Below are 23,504 nucleotides of genomic sequence, written 5' to 3' on the forward strand. Positions count from 1 at the left end.
CAGTAATCTGTCTGACTGATACCGCCGTCGGCTGTTATCATAACAGAAAATGGCTGGCAGGCGGATGAACATGACCGCGGACAAAAAATCAAGAAGGGAAAAGAACTATGAAGAAAAGTAAAGGAATCGTAGTGCTGCTTCTGACACTGATCCTGACTGTGTTCTTTTGCTTTACTGCAGCCGTAGGTATCGGTCCTACCGGAACCGGTGCAGCAAAACATATCAACACGGGTCTTGATCTTGCCGGTGGTGTCAGCATTACCTACCAGGCTAAGGAGAGCAATCCGACAAGCGAAGAGATGTCAGATACGATCTACAAGCTTCAGAAGCGTGTAGAGCAGTACAGTACTGAGGCTCAGGTATACCAGGAAGGATCAGACCGTATTACAGTTGAAATTCCTGGTGTTACAGATGCAGATACTATTCTGAATGATCTGGGTAAACCAGGTTCCCTGTATTTCATCACAAAAGAAGATGCTGACGGAAACCAGAACTTTACTACAGGACAGGATGGATATGTTCTCTCCAGAACTATGGATGAGATCAAGGAATCCGGAAGTGTTGTTCTGGAAGGTTCTGATGTAGCAGATGCCCAGGGTGGTGCGATCCAGAATCAGAACACAAGTGCAAAGGAATATGTGGTAAGTCTTACTCTTACTTCTGATGGAGAAAACAGTGGTAAAACAAAATTTGCAGAAGCTACAAAGAATAATGTAGGCAAGCAGATCGCTATCGTCTATGACAATAACATTATCAGTGCTCCGAATGTAAATGAAGAGATTTCCGGCGGAAAAGCACAGATCAGCGGAATGTCTGACCTGGAAGAAGCACAGAACCTTGCTTCTTATATCCGTATCGGTTCTCTGGGACTGGAACTGGAAGAACTTCGTTCCAGTGTTGTAGCTGCACAGCTTGGTGAAGAAGCAATCTCTACAAGTGTTCTTGCAGGTGCGATCGGTCTGATCATCGTTATTATCTTTATGATCATTGCATACCGCATACCTGGTATAGTTGCAGGTATTGCACTGATTCTTTATACATCATTAATGCTGATCACGCTGAATGCCTTTGATATTACTCTTACTCTTCCGGGTATTGCGGGTATTATCCTTGGTATCGGTATGGCGGTGGATGCCAATGTTATTATTTATGCCCGAATCAGAGAGGAAATTGGTGCAGGAGTTTCAGTAAGGAATTCTATTAAGTCCGGTTTCAGCAAAGCTTTCTCTGCAATCTTTGATGGAAATATTACAACGCTGATCGCAGCCTTTGTGCTGATGTGGCTTGGTTCAGGTACTGTTAAGGGATTTGCTTATACACTTGCCCTTGGTATCGTGATCTCCATGTTTACAGCACTGGTTGTATCCAGACTGATTGTAAATGCACTTTATGCAGTTGGTGTACGTGATCCGAAATTCTACGGATCTGCAAAAGAACGTAAGGCAGTTGATTTCCTTGGAAAGAAGAAAGTATTTTTTGCTATTTCCATTATCCTGATCCTCTGCGGTCCGGCAGCGATGTTTGCTAATTCGCATGCAGGAAACAAAGCGTTAAATTACAGCCTTGAGTTCTCAGGCGGTACTTCTACAACTGTTACATTTAATGAAGATATGGATATTAAGACCATTGATTCTGAAGTAACTCCTGTTGTAGAAGAGGTGACAGGAGATAAAAATGTTCAGCCTACAAAGGTAGTCGGAACAAATCAGGTTGTGATCAAGACACGTTCTCTGAATCAGAGCGAACGTGAAGCTCTGCAGAGTGCACTGGTTGAGAAATTTGGTGTAGATGACAGCACGATTTCCACAGAAAGTATTTCTTCTACAGTAAGTAGTGAAATGCGTCGTGATGCGATCGTAGCCGTTATAGTAGCTACAATCTGTATGCTTCTTTATATCTGGTTCAGATTTAAAGACATCCGTTTTGCAAGCAGTGCGGTATTGGCGCTTCTGCATGATGTTCTGGTTGTACTTGCATTCTATGCTATTGCCAGAGTATCTGTCGGTAATACATTTATTGCCTGCATGCTTACGATCGTAGGTTATTCTATCAATGCTACAATCGTTATTTTTGACCGTATACGTGAGAACCTTCACAGTGGTTCCAGAGAAAAACTGGCAGAAATTGTAAACACAAGTATCACCCAGACTCTTACAAGAAGTATTTATACCTCTTTTACAACTTTTGTTATGGTAGCTGTTCTTTATATCATGGGTGTTTCTTCTATCCGTGAATTTGCAGCACCTCTGATGGTTGGTGTTCTTGTCGGTGCATATTCTTCTGTATGTATTACAGGTGCGTTGTGGTATGTGATGAAAAAGAAATTTGCAGGAAAAGGACAGCCGGCAATTGCTGCAGCCTCCGCATCTGCAAAGTCCTCTTCAAAGCCGAAGAAAGCACGTGATGTATCACAGAAAGATCCGACTCAGCCAAAGAAGAAAAACAGAAAAAGAGTAGCTGAACGTCTGGCTGCCGAAGAAGCAGCTAAAAAACAGCAGAATGATGATGCTGAATAAAACAATAATTGTCTGAAAAACAGGCAGACAGAAATATCCCGGGGTAAAACTCCGGGATATTTTTATGAGGAGAGAAAATATATGGAGAAATGGGTAATAGCAGCAAAAAGAGCAGATTTTAACCAGATCGGTCAACAGTTTCATATTGATCCGGTGATTGCGAGACTGATCAGGAACAGAGATGTGATCGGAGAAGATAAGATAAGAGAGTATCTGTCAGGAACAGTACAAGAGCTTCCTTCTCCCTGGCTGATGAAGGATATGGAAAAAGCTGTAGATATCCTGGAGAAAAAAATATCGCAGAAAGCAAAAGTCCGTATTATTGGTGATTATGATATTGATGGTGTGACCTCTACATACATTTTAATGAAAGGTCTTGCGAGGATCGGAGCAGATGTGGATACTTATATTCCGGACAGAGTTGCAGACGGATATGGGATTCATGCACATCTTATAGAAAGAGCGGAAACGGACCGGATCGATACGATCGTGACCTGTGATAATGGAATTGCTGCGGCTGCTGAAATCCAGATGGCAAAGGATAAGGGAATGACAGTGATTATTACAGATCATCATGAGGTTCCTTACAGGGAGGAAAAGGGAGAACGCCAGATGGTGCTTCCGCCGGCAGATGCGATTTTGAATCCGAAACAATATGATTGTCCATACCCGAATAAAAACCTGTGTGGGGCAGTGGTGGCCTTTAAATATATTGCAGCACTTTACGAGAGATTTGGTGTTCCGGCAGAGGAACTGGAAGATTATTATGAACTGGCGGCTATTGCAACAGTAGGAGATGTTATGGATCTTCAGGGAGAGAACAGGATTCTGGTAAAAGAAGGACTGTACCGTCTGAGAAATACCAAAAATCAAGGATTGCAGGAACTGATCCGAGCAAATTCTCTGGAAGATGCTAAAATCACAGCTTATCATATCGGATTTGTGCTGGGACCATGTATCAATGCCAGTGGAAGACTGGATACAGCTGCCCGTTCTCTTGCACTTCTCAATGCAAAAACAAAGGAAGAAGCAGCAAGGCTTGCCGGAGATCTTACAGCTCTTAATCAGAGCCGAAAAGCTCTCACTGAGAAAGGAAAAGAAGAGGCAATCCGGATCATAGAGACTACAGAGCTGAAAAATGACAGAGTACTGGTAGTTTATCTTCCAGATTGTCATGAAAGTCTTGCCGGTATTATAGCAGGCAGGATCAGGGAAAAATATCACAGGCCTGCCTTTGTATTGACGGGCGGTGAGACAAGTGCAAAAGGAAGTGGAAGATCAATAGAAAGTTACTCTATGTATGAAGAACTGGTAAAATGTGCAGACCTGATGATACAGTTTGGAGGTCATCCGATGGCAGCAGGTCTTTCTATAGAAGAAAAAAATATAGAAGAATTCCGGAGACGCCTCAATGTCAACTGTACGTTGACGGACGAAGAATTGCGTCCTAAGATCGTGATTGATGTGCCGATGCCTGTGTCTTATATTACAAAAGAACTGGTAGAACAGATTTCGCTTCTGGAACCCTTTGGAAAAGGGAATACAAAACCGGTCTTTGCACAGAAAAATCTCAGAGTGCTTGATTACAGTATTATCGGGAAAAATAAAAATGTACTAAAATTAAAACTTCTCGATCCGCAGGGGATTTCAGTGGAAGGCATTTATTTCGGAGAAGCAGAGGATTTTGTGAACTTCATCAGGGAAAAAGACAGTATTTCTGTTACTTATTATCCGGAGATCAACAGATTCAGGGGACGAGAGAGTCTCCAGATCATTATTCAGAATTACTGTTAATATTACCGCCTGTTTTGTAACCGCCGGTAAGCCTGGAAATACAAATGTCAGGGCTTAACAGTAACTTGATTCTGAAATAAAAAGGTGATATACTATAAAATATTTATGAGCGAACAGCAATATAACACACACTGGAGGAGAAATAAAATGAAGAAAATTGAAGATTATGTATTAAGTATACCGGATTTTCCTGAACCGGGGATTATTTTCAGAGATATTACAAGTGTTCTGCAGGATGCGGATGGCCTGCAGCTGGCAATCGACTCCATGCAGGACTGTCTTAAGGATATAGATGTGGACGTGATTGCAGGAACAGAGTCCAGAGGCTTTATCTTTGGTGTACCGATCGCATATAATCTTCATAAACCATTTGTACCGATTCGTAAAAAAGGCAAACTTCCCCGCGAAACAGTATCTGTAAGCTATGATCTGGAATATGGCAGTGCAGAGATTGAAATGCATAAAGATTCCATAAAACCAGGTCAGAAAGTGGTTATCGTTGATGATCTGATCGCAACAGGCGGTACGATCGAAGCAGCGATCAAGCTGGTGGAACAGCTTGGCGGTGAGGTTGTCAAGGTTGTATTTCTCATGGAACTTGCAGGTTTAAAGGGACGCGAAAGACTGAATGGGTATGATGTAGCGTCCGTAATTTGTTATGATGGTAAATAAGCACAGCTGATTGTGCAGGACAGGCAGGTGGGAGCATATGACAGAGATAACAAAAAGTACAGAAGCAAAAAAAGATGAAATGCAGGTTGAAAAAGAGAAGCTGGAATCTGTAAAGAGGGCAGATGCGGCAGTAAAGACCATGCATGATTTTACAAGTCCGGAGGTGCTTTATAAAGAACTGATAAACAGTGTTCTGAAGTATCATCCATCAACAGATATTTCCATGATAGAGAAGGCATATAAGGTTGCAAGTGAAGCTCATGAAGGACAGAAGAGAAAGTCTGGAGAGCCATATATCATTCATCCTTTGTGTGTTGCCATCATTCTGGCAGATCTGGAACTTGACAAAGAAACGATAGTTGCAGGTCTTCTTCATGATGCAGTTGAAGATACCTGGATGACCTATGAGGAAGTGGAGAAGGAATTTGGTTCAGAGGTTGCACTTCTTGTGGATGGTGTTACCAAGCTGGGACAGTTATCTTATTCTGCGGATAAAGTAGAAGTTCAGGCAGAGAACCTCAGAAAGATGTTTCTTGCCATGGCTAAGGATATCAGAGTTATTCTGATCAAGCTTGCAGACCGTCTTCATAATATGCGTACCTTACAGTATATGCGTCCTGAAAAGCAGCAGGAAAAGGCCAGAGAGACCATGGATATTTATGCTCCTATTGCCATGCGTCTGGGTATTTCCAAGATAAAGGTAGAGCTGGATGACCTGTCGCTGAAATACCTTAAGCCGGATGTATATTATGACCTGGTGCATAAGGTTGCCCTGCGTAAAAGCGAGAGAGAACAGTTTGTAGGTGCGATTGTAAAAGAAGTTAAGAAACATATGGATGATGCCAATATTAAGGCGCAGGTGGACGGACGTGTAAAACACTTTTTCAGCATCTACAAGAAGATGGTAAATCAGGATAAGACTATTGATCAGATTTATGATTTATTTGCTGTCCGTATTCTTGTAGATACAGTGAAGGATTGTTATGCTGCCCTTGGTGTGATCCATGAGATGTATAAGCCAATTCCGGGACGGTTTAAAGATTATATTGCCATGCCGAAACCCAATATGTATCAGTCATTGCATACCACATTGATCGGACCCAACGGACAGCCCTTTGAAATCCAGATCCGTACTTATGAAATGCATAGAACTGCAGAATATGGTATCGCTGCACACTGGAAATATAAGGAGTCGTCTGACGGAAAGGCTCCTGTAGGTAAGAGTGAGGAAGAGAAACTGAACTGGCTGCGTCAGATTCTGGAATGGCAGAGAGACATGTCTGATAACAAAGAATTCATGAGTCTTCTGAAGAATGACCTGGATCTTTTTGCGGACAGTGTTTACTGTTTCACTCCACAGGGAGATGTTAAAACACTTCCAAGCGGTTCTACACCGGTGGATTTTGCGTACAGTGTTCACAGTGCAGTCGGAAATAAGATGGTAGGTGCCAGAGTTAACGGTAAGCTGGTTCCGATTGAATATGAGATCAAAAACGGTGACCGTATTGAGATCATTACTTCCCAGAACTCTCAGGGACCAAGCCGCGACTGGCTGAAACTGGTTAAGAGTACGCAGGCAAAGAACAAGATTAACCAGTGGTTCAAGAAGGAATTAAAAGAAGATAATATCCTTAAGGGCAAGGAGATGCTTGCGCAGTATGCGCGTGCAAAGGGGTTTAAGATCACAAATTATACAAAAACCCAGTATCTGGAGGCCGTTTTGCGTAAATATGGTTTCAGGGACTGGGATTCAGTACTTGCTGCAATTGGTCATGGCGGATTGAAAGAAGGTCAGGTTTTCAATAAGCTGGTAGAGGCTTATGATAAGGAAAATAAGAAGAATCTGACAGATGAGCAGGTTCTTGAGGCTGCTTCTGAGACACAGGAGAAGCTTCACATTGCCAAGAGCAAGAGCGGCATTGTGGTAAAAGGAATCCATGATGTGGCAGTCCGTTTTTCCAAGTGTTGTAATCCAATCCCGGGTGATGAGATTGTAGGCTTTGTTACAAGAGGACGTGGAATCACAATTCATCGTACAGATTGTGTCAATGTGCTGAATATGTCTGAGACAGACAGGACACGACTGATTGAGGCAGAGTGGCAGCAGCCTGATACCAAGGAAAAAGAGAAGTATATGGCTGAGATTCAGGTTTATGCAAATAACCGTACAGGGCTTCTTGTGGATCTTTCTAAAATATTTACAGAACGTAAGATCGACCTGCGAAGTATCAACAGCCGTACAAGCAAGCAGGAGAAGGCAACTATTTCCATGAGTTTTGAGATTGGAAGCAAAGAGGAACTGCGTTCCCTGATCGAGAAGATCCGTCAGGTAGAGAGTGTCATTGACGTAGAGAGAACTACAGGCTGATCATGGAAAAATCTGCTGGAACATTATTTTATGGAACTGCTGCAGATTGACAGAAAGGAATAACATGAAGAATTTAGAATTACAGAAATGTATATTAGGACCTGTATATACAAATTGCTATCTCCTTAAGAATAAAGAAACCGGAGAACTGATCATTGTTGATCCCGCAGATTGTCCGGAGAAGATTGAAATGAAGATTTCCCGGATGAATGGAAAACCGGTGGCAATTCTTCTTACCCATGGACATTTTGATCACATTCTGGCTGCACAGGCAGTAAAGGAGAAATATAATATTCCGATTTATGCCTGTCGTCAGGAAGAGGAGATGCTCCGCGAACCTTCAATCAATATGACTGTACATTATGGACAGGGATGTTCTATTGTGCCGGATGTATTTCTGGAGGATCTGGATGTTATCAGACTGGCGGGATTTTCCGTTCAGATGATCCATACACCGGGACATACCAAAGGAAGCTGCTGTTATTATCTGAAAGATGAAGGTGTATTGTTCAGCGGTGATACAGTGTTCTATGGCTCTGTTGGAAGAACGGATTTTCCGGGTGGAAGTACAGCAGAAATCGTGAGAAGTCTCCATAAACTGGTAGATTCGCTTCCTGAAGAGACCGAGGTTTTCCCCGGACATGATGCATCTACCACTATTGGTTATGAAAAGAGGTATAATCCATTTGTGTAAAATAGGCATTCTGTTTGAGAACAGAGATTTTGAACATGATGTTTATGAACTGATCAAAGCGTTTTATCCCGAAGCGGAGATACATACTCTTTATGAAAATGCTGAAGCAGAGTATGACCTCCGCTTCAGTGTGGAACAGGATAATGACAGTTATATCATAAAATACGAAAGGACAGAGAATCTGTCGAAACAGGAAACAGAGCAAAAAGGGGTAATTTCCGCAGACATACTTTCTAAAGAGAATGCAGGCTGTGGAATACAGGATGCTCATGCTCTGAGAAAAGAGAATAAAGATAATATCAAATATGCTCTGTATCAGTTGTTGGTAAAACTGACGGGCAGAACTCTTCCATGGGGAAATCTGACAGGAATACGTCCTGCCAAACTGGCAATGGGAATGATCGAATCCGGAATGAAAAATACGGAAGCAGCCCGGGAGATGCGTGAGAGATATCTGGTAAGTCCGCAGAAAACAGCGCTTGCCATCACTATTGCAAACAGGGAAAGAGAGATTCTGAAGGATATTGACTATGAAAATGGATATAGCCTTTATATTGGAATCCCGTTTTGCCCAAGTATCTGTCTGTATTGTTCCTTCAGCTCCTATCCGCTGAAAGTGTGGGAGAAGAGAACAGATGAATATGTGGAAGCTCTCTGCCGGGAGGTAAGAGAGACTGCTCTTATGATGAAGGGAAGAAAACTGGACACCATCTATATTGGCGGCGGTACCCCGACTACACTGCTTCCACATCAGATCCGTAAGCTCCTGGATACAGTGGGAGAAGCTTTTGGCTATGAAGGACTGGCAGAGTTTACTGTGGAAGCCGGCAGACCGGACAGTATTACACGTGAAAAGCTGATGGCGATCAGGGAGTATCCGGTAACAAGAATTTCCGTAAATCCACAGACTATGAATCAGGAAACCCTGGATATTATCGGCCGCAGACATACTGTGGAGCAGACAAAAGAAGCGTTTCATCTGGCACGAGAGCTGGGATACGATAACATTAACATGGATCTGATCGTAGGTCTTCCGGGTGAGGATATTCACATGGTAGAGCGGACTCTTGAACAGGTTCGTGAACTGGCACCGGACAGTATTACCGTACATTCACTGGCAGTGAAACGTGCAGCAAGGCTGAATATTTTTAAAGAGAAATATCAGGAAATGTCTTTTGAGAATAATCAGGAAATTATGGATCTGACCATGAAAACTGCGTATGAAATGGGAATGGGTCCTTATTATCTGTACAGACAGAAGAATATGAAGGGAAATTTTGAAAATGTTGGCTATGCAAAGGTTGACAAAGCGGGAATTTACAATATACTGATTATGGAGGAAAAACAGCCTATCATCGCACTGGGGGCAGGCGGTTCTTCCAAGCTGGTCTTTGACCATGGACAGAGAATTGAACGTGTGGAGAATGTAAAAGACGTTTCTAATTATATTTCCCGCATTGATGAGATGATCGAGAGAAAACGGACAGCAATAGCTACCTGGCTGTAGGATGTGGAGGTAACATTTTGGACACAGTACAAAAGACAGCGGCAGGTTCACAGCAGAGGATCCTGGAATTTGACCTTGCTTCTGAACTGCATCATGGAATGCTGGTAAGTAATCTGGCTTATGCGGTTGCAGAGGAGATGGAACTGCCGCATGAACAGTGCTATGAGCTTGCAATAGCAGGAATGCTCCATGATATAGGAAAGCTGAAGCTGACAAGTTATATTAACGGACAGGAGCAGGATCCTCTGGTGATCGAGGAACTGAAGTATGTCCGGATGCATTCTACATTGGGATATGAGGAACTTAAAGGGCAGGGATATTCGGATTTTGTATTGGAGAGTATCCTGTACCATCATGAGAATTATGATGGCAGTGGATATCCGTCCAATAAAGCAGGTGATGACATACCCATAGGTGCCCGGATACTCAGAGTCTGCGATGTATATGCAGCATTGATCTCTGACAGACCATACAGAAGAGGATTTGATATTTCTTCAGTTATGGAGTTGATGATTGATGAAGTAAAAAATTTTGATATGCAGGTTTTTCTTGCGTTTCAGAGAGTGGTTCATAATGGAGACGGGCAGAATTTTTATAAAAGAGGAGGACAACATGGCATTAAAGAAGAAACCGGTAACCGGTATGAAGGACATTTTACCAAAAGAGATGGAAATCCGTAATTATGTGATGAACATGATTCGTGAAACATACGGAACATTTGGCTTTTCATCTATAGAGACACCATGTGTGGAGCATATTGAAAATCTTTCCAGTAAACAGGGCGGAGAGAATGAGAAACTTATTTTCAAGATCCTGAAACGTGGGGAGAAACTGAAACTTGCGGAAGCAGAGAAAGAAAGTGATCTGGTTGACTCCGGACTTCGCTACGATCTGACTGTGCCGCTTTCCAGATATTATTCCAACAACGCAAATGAGCTTCCGGCTCCTTTTAAGGCACTTCAGATGGGCAATGTGTGGAGAGCAGACAGACCACAGAGAGGACGTTTCCGTCAGTTTATGCAGTGTGATATTGATATTCTGGGTGAGTCTACTTATCTGGCTGAGATCGAACTGGTTCTTGCTACCACAACGTTGCTCGGAAAGCTGGATTTCCATAACTTTACGATTCGCATCAACGACAGAAAAATCTTAAAAGCGATGGCGCAGTACAGTGGATTCCCACAGGAAAGCTTTGACACTGTGTTTATCATTCTGGACAAGATGGACAAGATTGGTTTGGAAGGTGTTGCAGAAGAACTGGAGAAGGAAGGATTTGCAAAAGAGAGCATTGATACTTATCTTGGACTTTTCAAAGAGATCACTTCTGACATTGAGGGTGTCCGTTATTGCAAGGAGAAATTAAAAGATGTTCTGGATCCTAAGGTTGCCGAGGATCTTGAGACTATTATTTCTACTGTGGATTCTGTTAAAACAGCAGACTTCAGGATGTCCTTTGATCCGACTCTGGTACGTGGAATGTCCTACTATACAGGTCCGATCTTTGAGATTTCTATGGATGAGTTCGGCGGCAGTGTAGGCGGCGGCGGACGTTACGATGAGATGATCGGTAAATTTACCGGAAACAATACATCCGCATGTGGTTTCTCCATTGGATTTGAGAGGATCGTAATGCTTCTCCTTGAGAGAAATTACGAAATTCCGACAAAGAATGGCAAGAAAGCATATCTTATTGAGAAGAACATGCCGGCTGATAAGATGCTGACTATTCTGAAACAGGCTCAGGAAGAGCGTAATGCAGGAACTCAGATCAATATTTCTATTATGAAGAAGAATAAGAAATTCCAGAAAGATCAGATGACAGCAGAGGGCTATACAGAGTTTGTAGAATTCTTTAAAGACAGAATGTAATAATTCGTAACTGTTCAGCAACATTGCGAGATAGCAGACTGCCGGATAGTTACAACAATTCTTATAATATAGAAAGCATGAAAAGAGGAAAGAAACATGGCTGAAAGTATGCAGGGACTGCACAGAACATGCCGATGTGCAGAAGTAACAAAGGAAATGATCGGCAAAGAAGTTGTCCTTATGGGATGGGTTCAGAAAGCTCGCGATAAAGGCGGAATTATTTTCGTAGATTTAAGAGACCGTTCCGGTATCATGCAGCTGATTTTTGAGAATGGCAGCATTGATGAAGAAGGTTTTGCAAAAGCAGGTAAGCTGAGAAGTGAATTCGTAATCGCTGTTACCGGTGTGGTAGAAGAAAGAGGCGGCGCTGTTAACAAGAATCTTGCAACAGGTGAAATTGAGCTTCGCGTAAAATCCCTTCGTGTTCTGTCTGAAGCAGAGGTACCTCCGTTCCCAATTGAAGAGAACAGCAAGACAAAAGATGAAATCCGTCTGAAATATCGTTATCTTGACTTAAGAAGACCTGACCTTCAGAAGAATATTATGCTTAAGAGCAAAGTCATGATGCTTACAAGACAGTTCTTCGCAAAAGAAGGATTCCTTGAAATTGAAACTCCGATGCTTGGTAAGAGTACACCGGAAGGTGCAAGAGATTATCTGGTACCGTCTCGTGTTCATCCGGGACATTTCTATGGTCTGCCACAGTCTCCGCAGCTGTACAAACAGCTTCTGATGTGCTCTGGTTATGACCGTTATATCCAGATTGCAAGATGTTTCCGTGACGAAGACCTTCGTGCGGACAGACAGCCGGAATTTACCCAGATCGATATGGAACTCTCTTTTGTAGATGTTGATGACGTAATTGATGTAAATGAGAGATTCCTTGCTTATCTGTTCAAGGAAGTACTTGATATTGATGTAAAACTTCCAATCCAGCGTATCACATGGCAGGAAGCTATGGACAGATTTGGTTCTGATAAACCGGATATGCGTTTCGGAATGGAACTTCATGATGTAAGTGATGTAGTTAAAAACTGTGGATTCAGCGTGTTTACTTCTGCGTTGGAAAATGGCGGCAGTGTTCGTGGTATCAATGCAGAAGGACAGGGCGCTATGCCACGTAAGAAAATTGACAAACTGGTTGAGTTTGCCAAAGGTTACGGTGCAAAAGGCCTTGCATACATTGCAATCGCTGAAGATGGCACAAGAAAATCTTCTTTTGCTAAATTCATGACAGATGAAGAGATGGATGCTCTGGTAGCAGCTATGGATGGTAAAGCAGGAGACTTACTTCTGTTTGCAGCAGATAAGAAGAAACTGGTTTATGATGTACTTGGCGCACTTCGTCTGGAACTTGCAAAGCAGATGGATCTTCTTGATAAGAATGAGTATCGTTTCGTATGGGTAACAGAGTTCCCGCTTCTTGAATGGAGTGAAGAAGAGAATCGTTTCACAGCAATGCATCATCCATTTACCATGCTTATGGAAGAGGACCTTCCACTTCTGGATACAGATCCTGGAAAAGTTCGTGCAAAAGCATATGATATCGTATTAAACGGTAATGAAATTGGTGGAGGAAGTGTCAGAATCCATCAAGATGATATTCAGGAGAGAATGTTTGAAGCACTTGGATTCACAAAAGAAGCTGCTCACGAGCAGTTCGGATTCCTTCTGGACGCATTCAAATATGGAGTTCCGCCTCATGCCGGACTGGCATACGGACTTGACCGTCTGGTAATGCTTATGGCGAAAGTTGACAGCATCCGTGACGTAATCGCATTCCCGAAGGTTAAAGATGCTTCCTGTCTGATGACTCAGTCTCCGAGCCGCGTAAGCGAGGAGCAGTTAAAAGAACTGGAACTGGAAGTAAGACCGGAGGAAGTAACTGAATAAGGATGGAGCTTACAATTCAGACGTTTTTGATTGTATGCCCGTTGGTATTCCTTGCAGGATTAGTTGATTCTATCGCAGGCGGGGGTGGTTTGATCTCCCTGCCTGCGTATTTGCTTGCAGGGGTTCCGATGCACAATGCGATAGCAACGAATAAATTATCCTCGGCAACTGGGACAGCGATTTCAACAGCACGTTTATGTAAGAATAAATTTGTAGACTGGGGAGTTGCACTGCCATGTATTTCCATGGCTCTTGTCGGTTCTTTTGCAGGCGCTCATATTGCGCTTCTTGCCAGTGATAAGATATTAAAATGGATGCTGATTCCAGTACTTCCTATTGTTGCGTTTTATGTAATGAAGAAGAAAAATCTGGATGATAACAGCAATGTAGAGATTTCCAGAAAGAAACAGTGGATTTTGTGTGCGGTGTGTTCTCTGGCTGTTGGCTGCTACGATGGCTTTTATGGGCCGGGAACTGGTACGTTTCTGCTTATTTTATATACAGGAGTAGCAAAACTTCCCGTAGCGAAAGCTTCCGGAACTATGAAACTTGCAAATCTTTCTTCTAATATAATGGCATTAGTTGTTTTTTTATTTAGTGGAAAGATTGTCATATATCTTGGACTTGCAGCTTCTGTTTTTTCCATTGCAGGGCATTATGTAGGATCTGGAATGGTAATGAAAAATGGAAATAAAATCGTAAGACCGATTATTCTGATCGTTCTGGTTTTACTGTTTATCAAAATTATAACGGGGATGTAAAAAGAATAAGACAAAGATTAAAAAGACCACCATATCATAGAATGATTCGGGAAAGGAACATTTCTGTGATATGGTGGCCTTTTTAGTTGTTTAACCAAACTGCGAAGCAGTTATTTGGTTATGAGCAAGTAGCGGAAGCGGATTGCGAATATCCGATTGACTAATCGTTAATTGGAACTGCTTTCAGTAGAAGTATTATCATCTGTCTGCTTATCTGTATCGGCAGAAATATTTTCATCCTCAGAATCAGAAGTCTCGAGAGGAGAATCTGTCAAAGTACCGAAAATAGCATTTCCCAAAGTATTTCCCTCATCCTGAAGTTTCCAGGATACCCCATCATTGATTAGAACAAAATCTACATCATTGACGGTAGTAACGGTATTATCATTGATGCTGTTCAGAAGAATTTCGAAAGATTTCTCGTATCGTTTCTGGGAGCCATCGATAACTGCGTCAGCAGAAGCCAGATATTTATCAAGCTTTTCCTGATAATCAGCCAGGATCGAATCACTGTCAAAGGTTGTAATTTCAGTTGTAACAGTGGCATTGTATCCATTTTCACTGCTGGATTTAATGACATAATTAAAATTTTTATGAATCTGTTCGGCAAGTGCTGAGGCAATGGAATTTTTTGCAGTATCGGATGTATTCATGATATTTACTACACCCAGATAAGATGTCATTTCTTTCAAATCCAGTTTCTGTAGAGTGTCAAGATAGACGGTCAGGGTATCTTCCGGTGAAAGGATATCCGGATCTGCCAGATCAGCTATAAGACCGCCGACAAGGTCATCTTCCAGAGAATTGGTACGCTGGATCTTCCATTTTTCCTTTTTATCATTGCCTGTATTGACAAGCTGTATGTTACAGTCTGTCTCAGCTGTATCATAGTCATTTGTGTTTAAAAGATGATTCAGGATCAGATAATGAGCCTCAAGAGATCTGGAAGAATCTTTGATATTTCCTTTTTGCGCCTGGGCTGACTCTGTGATCTGTGTCCGGAGAAGTTCTGCTTTAAAATCTCTGGCAAGAACTTTGGAATCGATTGTGGTCAGTTTGACAGAAACAGTGGCAGAATGATTGGCTGTGCCGACGATGACATCCGAAATTTTGTAATTAAATTTCCGGAAAAAGAGAGAAAAGGTTTCATTGATTTCATCAGTTAAATCAGTATTCTCTGTGGCATCGGGGAACAGCTCTGTATAGGGTATGTATTTTTGCGTAGTTTCTGAATCGAGATTTTTTAACTGATCCAGTTCATTTCTGACTACACTCTTTACATCTGACTCATTTTTGCGGAAACAGCCGCTGCTTACAGATACAGCAAAAAGAAAAAATAAGACAGAGAAAAGAAGAATCAGGTGTTTGTTTATATTCATACGTGTTCTTTCCTTTCACAGTGCTTTCTGTGCAACTGTTTGACAGTTACTTTTCTGTTTATTTTAACAGATTTTGTACTGACTGTCAAAAAAGTGAAAAAGATGAACGAAATTCATAAAAAAAACGTGAAAAAATTGTGAAAAATGTTGCCATTTAGTTACAAAGCTTTTATTTTAAGACGGAATCTGATATGATAGGAAAATGAATAATAATAATAATATAAAGAAGCAGTAGTGTATAATAGATGTTAGCCTGAACAAGGTGACAATATCAAGGAGGCAATTTATGAAGAAACGTATTATTATCGTTTTGGGAATCCTGATCGCAGCAGGCGGTATCGGAACCGGAGTCTGGTATCACTTTAAAGGAAACGGTCAGAGTGGAACCGGTGATTCTATTGTGTATGTGTCAAAAGTAAGTGTGATCACCGGATCTGAAACAACAGCGGTAAATCGGTTTGCCGGTGTGGTAGAACCGCAGAAAACTGTAAACGTAAAAATAGAAAGTGGACGAAAAGTAAAAGAAGTGGAAGTTAAGACCGGAGAAGAGGTAAAGGCCGGACAGCTTCTTTTTGAATATGATCTCAGCAGTATTGAGGATGATCTGAAGCAGGCGCAACTGGATCTGGACAGATTAAAAAATGAACAGATCAGCCTGACAGAACAGATAGCTACGCTGGAAGCGGAGAAGAAAAAGGCAAAGGCCGAAGATCAGTTGTCCTATACCATTGAAATCGAGACTAACAAAATGAATCTCAAGAAGAATGAATATAGTCAGAAGAGTAAACAGTCTGAAATTGATAAACTTCAGAGCGCAACACAGAATACAGAGGTTCGAAGTGAAATAGATGGTGTGATACAGAAAATTGACACTTCCAAAATGACAAGTGACGACGGTGATTCTGTGGATGACAGCAGTGCAATGGACAGTAGCATGTCGTCAGGTGACGGAAGTTCGGACAGTTCTGCATTTATTACGATTCTCAGTACAGGTGCTTACAGAGTGAAAGGTAAAGTTAATGAACAGAACAGGGATTCTATTGTACCCGGAGAGGCAGTGATCATCCGTTCCAGAGTAGACAGCAGTAAAACATGGAAAGGAACGATGGGATCCGTAGATGTGAATAATGGAACTTCAGATGACAGCAGTAATGATATGTATATGGGTATGGCAAGTACCAGTTCCGATGATCAGACAACGTCTACTTCTTATCCTTTTTATGTGGAATTGGATTCCTCTGAGAATCTGATGCTTGGACAGCATGTGTACATAGAACGTGACATCGGACAGGATGAGAAAAAAGACGGTCTGTGGCTCAGTGATTACTATATTCTGGACACAGATACCAATGAACCGTATGTATGGGCAGCCAGCGATAAGAACAGACTGGAGAAGCGTTATGTAACACTTGGAGAACATGATGATGATCTTGGAGAATATAAGATTGTTGAGGGCCTTACAAAGAAAGATGCGATTGCATTCCCGACAGCGGCTCTGGAAGAAGGCGAAAAAACAGAGATCGGAGATCTGGCTCAGACAATGAGCCAAGGCGCGGACGGGATTACAGATATGGATGCTGATCATGGAAATATGGATGATGAACAGCCAGATTCCGCAGATGGGGAAGCCTATACAGATCCAGATATGGAAGAGAGTTCTGAAGATGACAGTTCGGATGACTCGATTGATCCAAATGAGGAACTTGTACCAATCGATGAGGCACCTGGTATGAGCGCAGGTGAAGACGTGGAGGGGATCGAATGATACTGGAATTAAAGGGTATATATAAAGAATATCAGCAGGGTAAAATGAAGGTTCCGGTATTAAAAGATGTGAATTTCTCCATGGAAGAAGGAGAATACGTGGCAATTATGGGACCATCCGGTTCGGGAAAAACTACTCTGATGAACATTATCGGATGTCTGGACAAACAGACAGAGGGAACTTTCTTTCTGGATGGCGTGGATATTAAGGCGTGTTCGGAGAATGAAATGTCGGATATCCGGCTGAATAAGATAGGGTTTGTTTTTCAGAGCTTTCATCTTCTCCCTAAGCAGAGTGCTCTGGCAAATGTTGAGATGCCATTAAATTATGCGAGGGTACCTAAGAAGGAGAGAAGAGAACGCGCTCTGAAAGCACTTGACAGAGTGGGCCTGGCGGACAGAGTGGATTTTAAGCCAAATCAGCTTTCAGGAGGTCAGATGCAGAGGGTTGCCATTGCCAGGGCGATCGTCAATAACCCGAAACTTCTTCTTGCAGATGAACCTACAGGTGCTCTTGACAGTAAATCAGGTGCGCAGGTTATGGAACTTTTCCAGAGGCTGAATGATGAGGGGGTATCTGTATTGATGATCACCCATGATGCGGATATTGCCGCACATGCGAAAAGGGTGGTTACGATCAAAGATGGTATCCTTCAGGAAAAGAGGTGATCTTCATGGGCAAAGTAAAGAAAATCCTCGCAGGAGTGCTTGTGGTGGTAATCGCAGGAAGCGGAATTACAGCGGGATTGATGCAGCTGAAGAAAAACAGCCAGAAAACAGTGGCGGTTACTCCTGTGAGCGGGTTACTGCAGGAATTTTATACACCTTCCACCACGCTTGACGGAAACATTACATCCAGTGCAACACAGACAGTAAACGGTGATAAAGACCTGATCATTGATCAGATTTATGTGACAAAGGGAGATGCCGTAAAAAAAGGGGATCCTCTGGTTTCTTTTGATACTACTCTGGTGGAAATGGAACTGAATATAGCAAAGCTGAAAAAACAGAAACTGGAGCAGGATTTAAATAAAGCAGTGAACAGATTGAACAGCCTTCAGAATGGTGGACCTGTAGAGGAAACAGATGCGGGTACAGACGCCGATAACCTGAATTCAAAAACAGGAAGAACTGATAATGATACAGGCGATGATGATATGAAACCGGATGATACGTTATCATCCACAGCAGATATGTCCGGCAGTTACCTGGCAACAGCCATGTATCCGTTTTTATTATCTGCTTTTACAGATGGAGATGCAGTGGATAATGCGGGCTCAGACAATTCTTCATCCAAGGCAGATTTACCGGGAGATGATGCTTCAACAGATACCGGAAATACAGGCGGTTCATCAGATGGAACATCTGCGGATCATGATATTCCGGTATATACGGATCCTTCAGCAAATGGATTCAGTGACGGAGAGAAGGATGATTTTAATTCCGGAAAAAATGATATGCCGGAATTATCACCAACGCCAACGCCGGCACTGGATGATCATACCACATATTTTGATCCCTATTACCGAAAAGGTGATCCGAATATCACTGATGGTGACGAGCCGTTTTATCAGAAACTGGATGCAGATTCTGTTCCGTTTACAGGAAGTGGCACAGAGGACGATCCATATGTATATCTGTGTAGCAGTGCAAAAGAAAAAGTAACAGTAATGGGTTCATTCTTTAATAAACTTGCAGGATACAGTCCTGATGGAACCAAAGTTGTTAATCAGGGTGGTTACTGGTACCGTCTGGAATTTCATCAGAATGATACAATAGCGGACTATGATGATCTGAAAACCTCCTGCACAGGTTATTATCTGGTAAACGGAAGTCTTCTGGAGAAACCGGTATATGAATTTGCAGAGGTGGAATTCACACTGGCAGATGCAGATAAATATGATGAGAATCCGGATGATGGAGGAGATGATAATCCTGGTGGGAATGATGAACCTACCGGAACTCCTGTTTCCAGAGCAGATGCCATCAAGTATCAGAAGAGTAAGATTGCCAGCCTGAAGCTGGATCTTCAGGAAAGCGATATCAAGATATCACAGCTGGAAAAGAAAGCGAATAAAAAGCTTATCACTGCAAAACTGGATGGTACGGTTACTTATGTGGGGGATTCCGGAAGCGGTGAGACAACTGACGGTAAGGCTCTGATCAAGATAAAAAGCAGTGATGGTTTTTATGTTGTAGGTTCTGTGAGTGAACTGATGCTCGATGATTTTAAAGAAGGCACAAAGCTTAACTGTACAAGTTATACCAGCGGATCTTTTGAGGCAGATGTTATGGATGTTTCGGAATATCCTGTAACCGGAAACAGCTTCTATGGAAGCAGTAATCCAAATGTGTCTTATTATGCATTTACAGCAGTGGTAAGTGACAAGACACTTCAGTTGGAAGATCAGGACTGGGTTACTGTCAATTATGAAGCATCTGCTGCAGAGAACATTATGGTCATTCAGAAAGCTTTTGTCAGAAATGACAATAATAAAAACTATGTGTATAAAGATGATAATGGTATCCTGAAGAAACAGGAGATTTCAGTGGGTGCAGCTGTAGACAGCGGTTACAGTGTGATTGTCAAAGGTGGGCTCAATGAAGATGATCTGATCGCATTTCCTTATGGAAAAGATGTGAAAGAGGGCGCAAAGACAAAAGAAGTTACTCTGGATCAGATGTATGGATATTAATTGAGAAAGGAGACATTTTATGCTTGAAAATATACGCCTGGCTTTTCAGGGAATATGGTCACATATGATGAGATCCTTCCTGACTATGCTGGGTATCATTATTGGTATTGCATCTATCATTGCAATTGTTTCCACCATCAAAGGAACCAGTGAACAGATTAAGGAAGACCTGATAGGTGCAGGTTCCAATACAGTAAAGATTTATCTGTATGATGGAGATAACCAGTATGATGCGGAATATGGAAATTCTTCAAAAACACCGATTTTGACAGATGATGTAAAAGAAGAAGTAAAAGATTTGGATCATGTTGAGAATGCGACCTTTTATTATAACAGTACCAGCGCATCTATTTATAATAACAATAACAGTCTGGAGGGTGGAAGTGTTTACGGGATTGATGTGAACTATCTGGCTACCTGCGGATATATAATTCAGTCAGGACGGGGATTTGTAAAAGATGACTACAAAAATTACAATAAAGTTGCGCTGATCGATGACAATGCGGCACAGAATCTGTTCCCGTCACAGAACCCGGTAGGGCAGACTGTGGAGATCAATCAGGAACCATATACGATTGTGGGAGTGATCCGGCAGGATGAGAATTATCAGCCGACGATCAACAGTATTGACGAATACTACACTTATTATCAGTCGATTGTAGGAAGTGTAATGATTCCGGACAGTTGCTGGCCGATTTCCTTTAAATTTGATGTTCCTCAGAATGTAATTGTGAAAGCAGACAGCACAGATACCATGAGTTCGGTGGGAAATGCAGCAGCAGATGTGCTGAATAATTTAATTGCAGCCTTAAATACAGACGGAAATACAACCATGAAATACAAAGCCGATAATATTATGGAGCAGGTCAAGAATATGCAGAAACTCAGTGAGAGTACGAATAATCAGCTGATCTGGATTGCAAGTATTTCTCTCCTTGTGGGTGGTATTGGTGTCATGAATATCATGTTGGTTTCTGTTACGGAGCGTACCAAAGAGATTGGTCTGAAAAAGGCTATCGGGGCACGTAAGAAGACTATTCTGGGACAGTTTCTGACAGAGGCTTCCGTACTTACCAGTATTGGCGGTATTATCGGAGTAATAACAGGAATCGGGCTGTCGAAAGTGGTGGGAAAGGTTACCGGTTCTCCTACTGCGATCAGTGTGCCATCAATTGTGATCGCAGTATTGTTTTCTACAGTGATAGGCGTGGTATTTGGACTGCTTCCTTCTGTGAAAGCAGCAAATTTAAATCCTATTGATGCGTTGAGAAGTGAATAAACACTGCACAGATAAAACAGACTTGATGTACAATACCTTTGTATATTGAGTCTGTTTTTCTGTAACATTTTTAGTTACTGTTTACTGGTAATATCCTGCAAAGCGTGTTATTGAAAACGAAGTGAACAATAACCATTTTTCTGTGGATTTTAAACAGAAAAACAATCAAATTTGTATAGATGTCAAGAAATGTGCTAAAATTTGTACAAAAAATAAAAAAATATGGAAGTACAAAGACAGGTTGTGCTATAATGGAGTATCTCAAAAAGAATTATTTATACAGGAGGAAGTTCGCGGATGGTATCATTTACCTATATCATCAAAGATAAATTTGGAATACATGCAAGGCCCGGACTGCTTCTTGTGCAGGAAGCCGGAAAGCTTACGAGCAATATCACTATTTTTAAAGGAACAGACAGTGGTGATGCGAAGCGGATGTTCTGTGTTATGAATCTTGCAGTAAAACAGGGAGATCAGATAACAGTACATGTGGAAGGCGAGAATGAAGAGGCAGATGCCGAAGTAATGAGAGAGTTTTTGAAAAATAATCTGTAACTGTGAAGATGTCAGACAGTTATGCCATAATCTTTAATAAGGAGAATTGGAGTAATGAGAGTATTAGAAGGTAAGTCCGTATTTTCAGGAATCGCAATTGGAAAGATTTCTATTTTGCAGAAAGCAGACACAAGTGTAAAGCGTACGAAGGTAGAAAATCCAGAGGCAGAGATCACACGTGTGCAGGAAGCAAAAGAGAAAGCAGTTGAACAGCTTCAGAAACTGTATGATAAGGCACTCCGGGAAGTAGGAGAATCAGGTGCTGCTATTTTTGAAGTGCATCAGATGATGCTGGATGATGAGGACTATCTGGATTCTATTGATAACATTATCCGTACGGAGAATGTAAATGCAGAGTATGCAGTAGCAACAACAGGTGATAATTTTGCAGACATGTTTGCGCAGATGGATGATGACTACATGAAAGCAAGAGCGGCAGATGTAAAGGATATTTCAGATCGTCTGGTGCGTGTATTATCAGGACACGATGAGGGAGATATGGATGCTGCAGAACCATCTATTATCGTTGCTGAGGATCTGGCTCCAAGTGAAACTGTACAGATGGACAAGAGCAAAGTTCTTGCATTTGTTACAAGGAAAGGTTCTTCCAATTCCCATACAGCAATCCTTGCAAGAACTATGAATATCCCGGCGCTGATCAATATTGAATATGATGACAGCATGGATGGGAAAATGGCAGTTGTAGACGGCAAGACAGGTTCTCTTATTGTGGAACCGGATGCAGATACTCTGAAGAAATATCAGGATCAGAAAGACGAGGAGTTGCGCCAGAGAGCAATGCTCAAAGAATTAAAAGGAAAAACTACAGAGACAAAGAGTGGACATAAGATTCATCTGTACGCAAACATCGGAAGCACAGGCGATGTAGCTAGTGTACTGGCTAATGATGCAGAAGGTATTGGTCTTTTCAGAAGTGAATTCATTTATCTGGAAAAAGATAATTATCCGACAGAGGAAGAGCAGTTCCAGATTTATAAAGCAGTAGCACAGAATATGGCAGGAAAGAAAGTAATCATCCGTACACTGGATATCGGCGCAGACAAGCAGATTGATTACTTTGATATGGCACACGAAGAGAATCCGGCAATGGGTTATCGTGCAATCCGTATCTGCCTGGACAGACCGGAAGTATTTAAGACACAGCTTCGTGCACTGTTCAGAGCAAGTATGTTCGGAAATATCTCTATTATGTATCCGATGATCATCTCTGTAACAGAAGTAAAACAGATCAAGGCTATTGTTGCAGAGGTTAAGAAAGAGCTGACAGAGCAGGGCATTCCGTTTAAAGATGACGTAGAGCAGGGTGTAATGATCGAGACACCGGCTGCAGTTATGATCAGTGATCTTCTTGCAAAAGAAGTTGATTTCTTCAGCATCGGAACTAACGATTTAACACAGTATACACTGGCAATCGACCGTCAGAATGCAAAACTGGATAATATTTATGATTCTCATCATGAAGCTGTACTTCGTATGATCCAGATGGTCATTGATAATGCACATAAAGAGGGAATCTGGGCAGGAATCTGCGGAGAGCTCGGAGCAGATACTACATTGACAGAACGCTTTATACAGATGGGGATTGATGAATTATCTGTATCACCTACATTTGTTCTGCCAGTACGTAAGATCGTAAGGGAACTGGACTGATTCTGGCATAAATATCGCAAAAGAATAGAAACAGGCAGTCAAAATTCCGCATGGGTCAATCTATGCGGAATTTTTTTGCAATAAAT

At 41.9% G+C, this 23,504-nt stretch carries 17 protein-coding genes; 16 read left to right on the forward strand and 1 reads right to left on the reverse strand.

Features of this window, described 5'->3' with window-relative positions; translation table 11 throughout:
* The first annotated feature begins 107 nt into the window (after window positions 1-107).
* The 10 genes from secD to LJE11_RS11030 all read left to right on the forward strand — a co-directional run bounded on the left by secD (window position 108) and on the right by LJE11_RS11030 (window position 14,074).
* Entirely contained in the window at window positions 108-2,516 is a 2,409-nt protein-coding gene (gene secD / locus LJE11_RS10985) for a protein translocase subunit SecD (protein WP_118610897.1), read from the forward strand.
* A gap of 81 nt (window positions 2,517-2,597) precedes the next feature.
* Window positions 2,598-4,310, forward strand: a complete 1,713-nt coding sequence (gene recJ / locus LJE11_RS10990; RefSeq protein WP_195280252.1) for a single-stranded-DNA-specific exonuclease RecJ — start codon at window positions 2,598-2,600, stop codon at window positions 4,308-4,310.
* Between the two features lie 147 nt (window positions 4,311-4,457).
* Window positions 4,458-4,982 carry an adenine phosphoribosyltransferase gene (locus LJE11_RS10995; protein WP_008703730.1) on the forward strand — a complete coding sequence of 175 codons (525 nt, stop codon included), beginning with the start codon at window positions 4,458-4,460 and terminating at the stop codon, window positions 4,980-4,982.
* A gap of 37 nt (window positions 4,983-5,019) precedes the next feature.
* On the forward strand, window positions 5,020-7,350 hold the full coding sequence (locus LJE11_RS11000; protein WP_026648799.1) for a RelA/SpoT family protein: 2,331 nt from the start codon (window positions 5,020-5,022) through the stop codon (window positions 7,348-7,350).
* Window positions 7,351-7,414: 64 nt separating this feature from the next.
* The gene (locus LJE11_RS11005; RefSeq protein ID WP_022380375.1) at window positions 7,415-8,044 is read left to right on the forward strand and encodes an MBL fold metallo-hydrolase; all 630 of its coding nucleotides are present in this window, start codon (window positions 7,415-7,417) and stop codon (window positions 8,042-8,044) included.
* The gene (hemZ, locus tag LJE11_RS11010) at window positions 8,016-9,551 is read left to right on the forward strand and encodes a coproporphyrinogen dehydrogenase HemZ (RefSeq protein WP_173698167.1); all 1,536 of its coding nucleotides are present in this window, start codon (window positions 8,016-8,018) and stop codon (window positions 9,549-9,551) included. Before LJE11_RS11005 ends, hemZ begins: the two co-directional genes overlap by 29 nt.
* A gap of 17 nt (window positions 9,552-9,568) precedes the next feature.
* Complete coding sequence (locus LJE11_RS11015) at window positions 9,569-10,231, forward strand: HD-GYP domain-containing protein (RefSeq protein ID WP_227226696.1); 663 nt, start codon at window positions 9,569-9,571, stop codon at window positions 10,229-10,231.
* Window positions 10,164-11,420 (forward strand): histidine--tRNA ligase, encoded by a 1,257-nt coding sequence (hisS, locus tag LJE11_RS11020; RefSeq protein ID WP_227295978.1) that lies wholly within the window; start codon window positions 10,164-10,166, stop codon window positions 11,418-11,420. Before LJE11_RS11015 ends, hisS begins: the two co-directional genes overlap by 68 nt.
* Window positions 11,421-11,516: 96 nt before the next feature.
* The gene (gene aspS / locus LJE11_RS11025) at window positions 11,517-13,313 is read left to right on the forward strand and encodes an aspartate--tRNA ligase (protein ID WP_022380379.1); all 1,797 of its coding nucleotides are present in this window, start codon (window positions 11,517-11,519) and stop codon (window positions 13,311-13,313) included.
* Window positions 13,314-13,315: 2 nt separating this feature from the next.
* On the forward strand, window positions 13,316-14,074 hold the full coding sequence (locus LJE11_RS11030) for a sulfite exporter TauE/SafE family protein (protein ID WP_008703716.1): 759 nt from the start codon (window positions 13,316-13,318) through the stop codon (window positions 14,072-14,074).
* A gap of 167 nt (window positions 14,075-14,241) precedes the next feature.
* On the opposite strand, the gene LJE11_RS11035 is transcribed toward LJE11_RS11030, so the two are convergent.
* A complete protein-coding gene (locus LJE11_RS11035) occupies window positions 14,242-15,453 on the reverse strand; it encodes a hypothetical protein (protein ID WP_025578890.1) in 1,212 nt (403 codons plus the stop codon).
* A gap of 286 nt (window positions 15,454-15,739) precedes the next feature.
* On the opposite strand from LJE11_RS11035, the gene LJE11_RS11040 reads away from it, so the two are divergent.
* From LJE11_RS11040 to ptsP, 6 genes are all read left to right on the forward strand, one after another.
* The gene (locus tag LJE11_RS11040) at window positions 15,740-17,218 is read left to right on the forward strand and encodes an efflux RND transporter periplasmic adaptor subunit (protein WP_227295981.1); all 1,479 of its coding nucleotides are present in this window, start codon (window positions 15,740-15,742) and stop codon (window positions 17,216-17,218) included.
* Window positions 17,215-17,886: an ABC transporter ATP-binding protein gene (locus LJE11_RS11045; RefSeq protein ID WP_008703710.1), complete on the forward strand. Its 672-nt coding sequence runs from the start codon at window positions 17,215-17,217 to the stop codon at window positions 17,884-17,886. Before LJE11_RS11040 ends, LJE11_RS11045 begins: the two co-directional genes overlap by 4 nt.
* 5 nt (window positions 17,887-17,891) lie before the next feature.
* Window positions 17,892-19,913, forward strand: a complete 2,022-nt coding sequence (locus tag LJE11_RS11050) for a hypothetical protein (protein ID WP_227295982.1) — start codon at window positions 17,892-17,894, stop codon at window positions 19,911-19,913.
* Window positions 19,914-19,932: 19 nt separating this feature from the next.
* Window positions 19,933-21,192: an ABC transporter permease gene (locus LJE11_RS11055; RefSeq protein WP_008703706.1), complete on the forward strand. Its 1,260-nt coding sequence runs from the start codon at window positions 19,933-19,935 to the stop codon at window positions 21,190-21,192.
* Between the two features lie 297 nt (window positions 21,193-21,489).
* Window positions 21,490-21,747, forward strand: coding sequence for an HPr family phosphocarrier protein (locus LJE11_RS11060; protein ID WP_008703704.1), 258 nt, complete (start codon window positions 21,490-21,492; stop codon window positions 21,745-21,747).
* A gap of 54 nt (window positions 21,748-21,801) precedes the next feature.
* Entirely contained in the window at window positions 21,802-23,418 is a 1,617-nt protein-coding gene (gene ptsP / locus LJE11_RS11065; protein ID WP_008703702.1) for a phosphoenolpyruvate--protein phosphotransferase, read from the forward strand.
* Window positions 23,419-23,504: the final 86 nt, after the last annotated feature.

The sequence above is a fragment of the Blautia sp. DFI.1.216 genome, assembly GCF_020594215.1.
GTDB classification, from domain to species: Bacteria; Bacillota; Clostridia; order Lachnospirales; family Lachnospiraceae; genus Blautia_A; species Blautia_A wexlerae.

What these genes read in the sequence shown, in the direction of transcription:
- aspS (WP_022380379.1), top strand. Translation starts at nt 11,517, where the DNA reads ATGGCTGAAAGTATGCAGGGACTGCACAGAACATGCCGATGTGCAGAA.
- LJE11_RS11060 (WP_008703704.1), top strand. Translation starts at nt 21,490, where the DNA reads ATGGTATCATTTACCTATATCATCAAAGATAAATTTGGAATACATGCA.
- secD (WP_118610897.1), top strand. Translation starts at nt 108, where the DNA reads ATGAAGAAAAGTAAAGGAATCGTAGTGCTGCTTCTGACACTGATCCTG.
- LJE11_RS11000 (WP_026648799.1), top strand. Translation starts at nt 5,020, where the DNA reads ATGACAGAGATAACAAAAAGTACAGAAGCAAAAAAAGATGAAATGCAG.
- LJE11_RS11045 (WP_008703710.1), top strand. Translation starts at nt 17,215, where the DNA reads ATGATACTGGAATTAAAGGGTATATATAAAGAATATCAGCAGGGTAAA.
- LJE11_RS11050 (WP_227295982.1), top strand. Translation starts at nt 17,892, where the DNA reads ATGGGCAAAGTAAAGAAAATCCTCGCAGGAGTGCTTGTGGTGGTAATC.
- ptsP (WP_008703702.1), top strand. Translation starts at nt 21,802, where the DNA reads ATGAGAGTATTAGAAGGTAAGTCCGTATTTTCAGGAATCGCAATTGGA.
- LJE11_RS11005 (WP_022380375.1), top strand. Translation starts at nt 7,415, where the DNA reads ATGAAGAATTTAGAATTACAGAAATGTATATTAGGACCTGTATATACA.
- LJE11_RS11030 (WP_008703716.1), top strand. Translation starts at nt 13,316, where the DNA reads ATGGAGCTTACAATTCAGACGTTTTTGATTGTATGCCCGTTGGTATTC.
- hemZ (WP_173698167.1), top strand. Translation starts at nt 8,016, where the DNA reads ATGAAAAGAGGTATAATCCATTTGTGTAAAATAGGCATTCTGTTTGAG.
- LJE11_RS11035 (WP_025578890.1), bottom strand. Translation starts at nt 15,453, where the DNA reads ATGAATATAAACAAACACCTGATTCTTCTTTTCTCTGTCTTATTTTTT.
- hisS (WP_227295978.1), top strand. Translation starts at nt 10,164, where the DNA reads ATGGCATTAAAGAAGAAACCGGTAACCGGTATGAAGGACATTTTACCA.
- LJE11_RS11040 (WP_227295981.1), top strand. Translation starts at nt 15,740, where the DNA reads ATGAAGAAACGTATTATTATCGTTTTGGGAATCCTGATCGCAGCAGGC.
- LJE11_RS10995 (WP_008703730.1), top strand. Translation starts at nt 4,458, where the DNA reads ATGAAGAAAATTGAAGATTATGTATTAAGTATACCGGATTTTCCTGAA.
- recJ (WP_195280252.1), top strand. Translation starts at nt 2,598, where the DNA reads ATGGAGAAATGGGTAATAGCAGCAAAAAGAGCAGATTTTAACCAGATC.
- LJE11_RS11055 (WP_008703706.1), top strand. Translation starts at nt 19,933, where the DNA reads ATGCTTGAAAATATACGCCTGGCTTTTCAGGGAATATGGTCACATATG.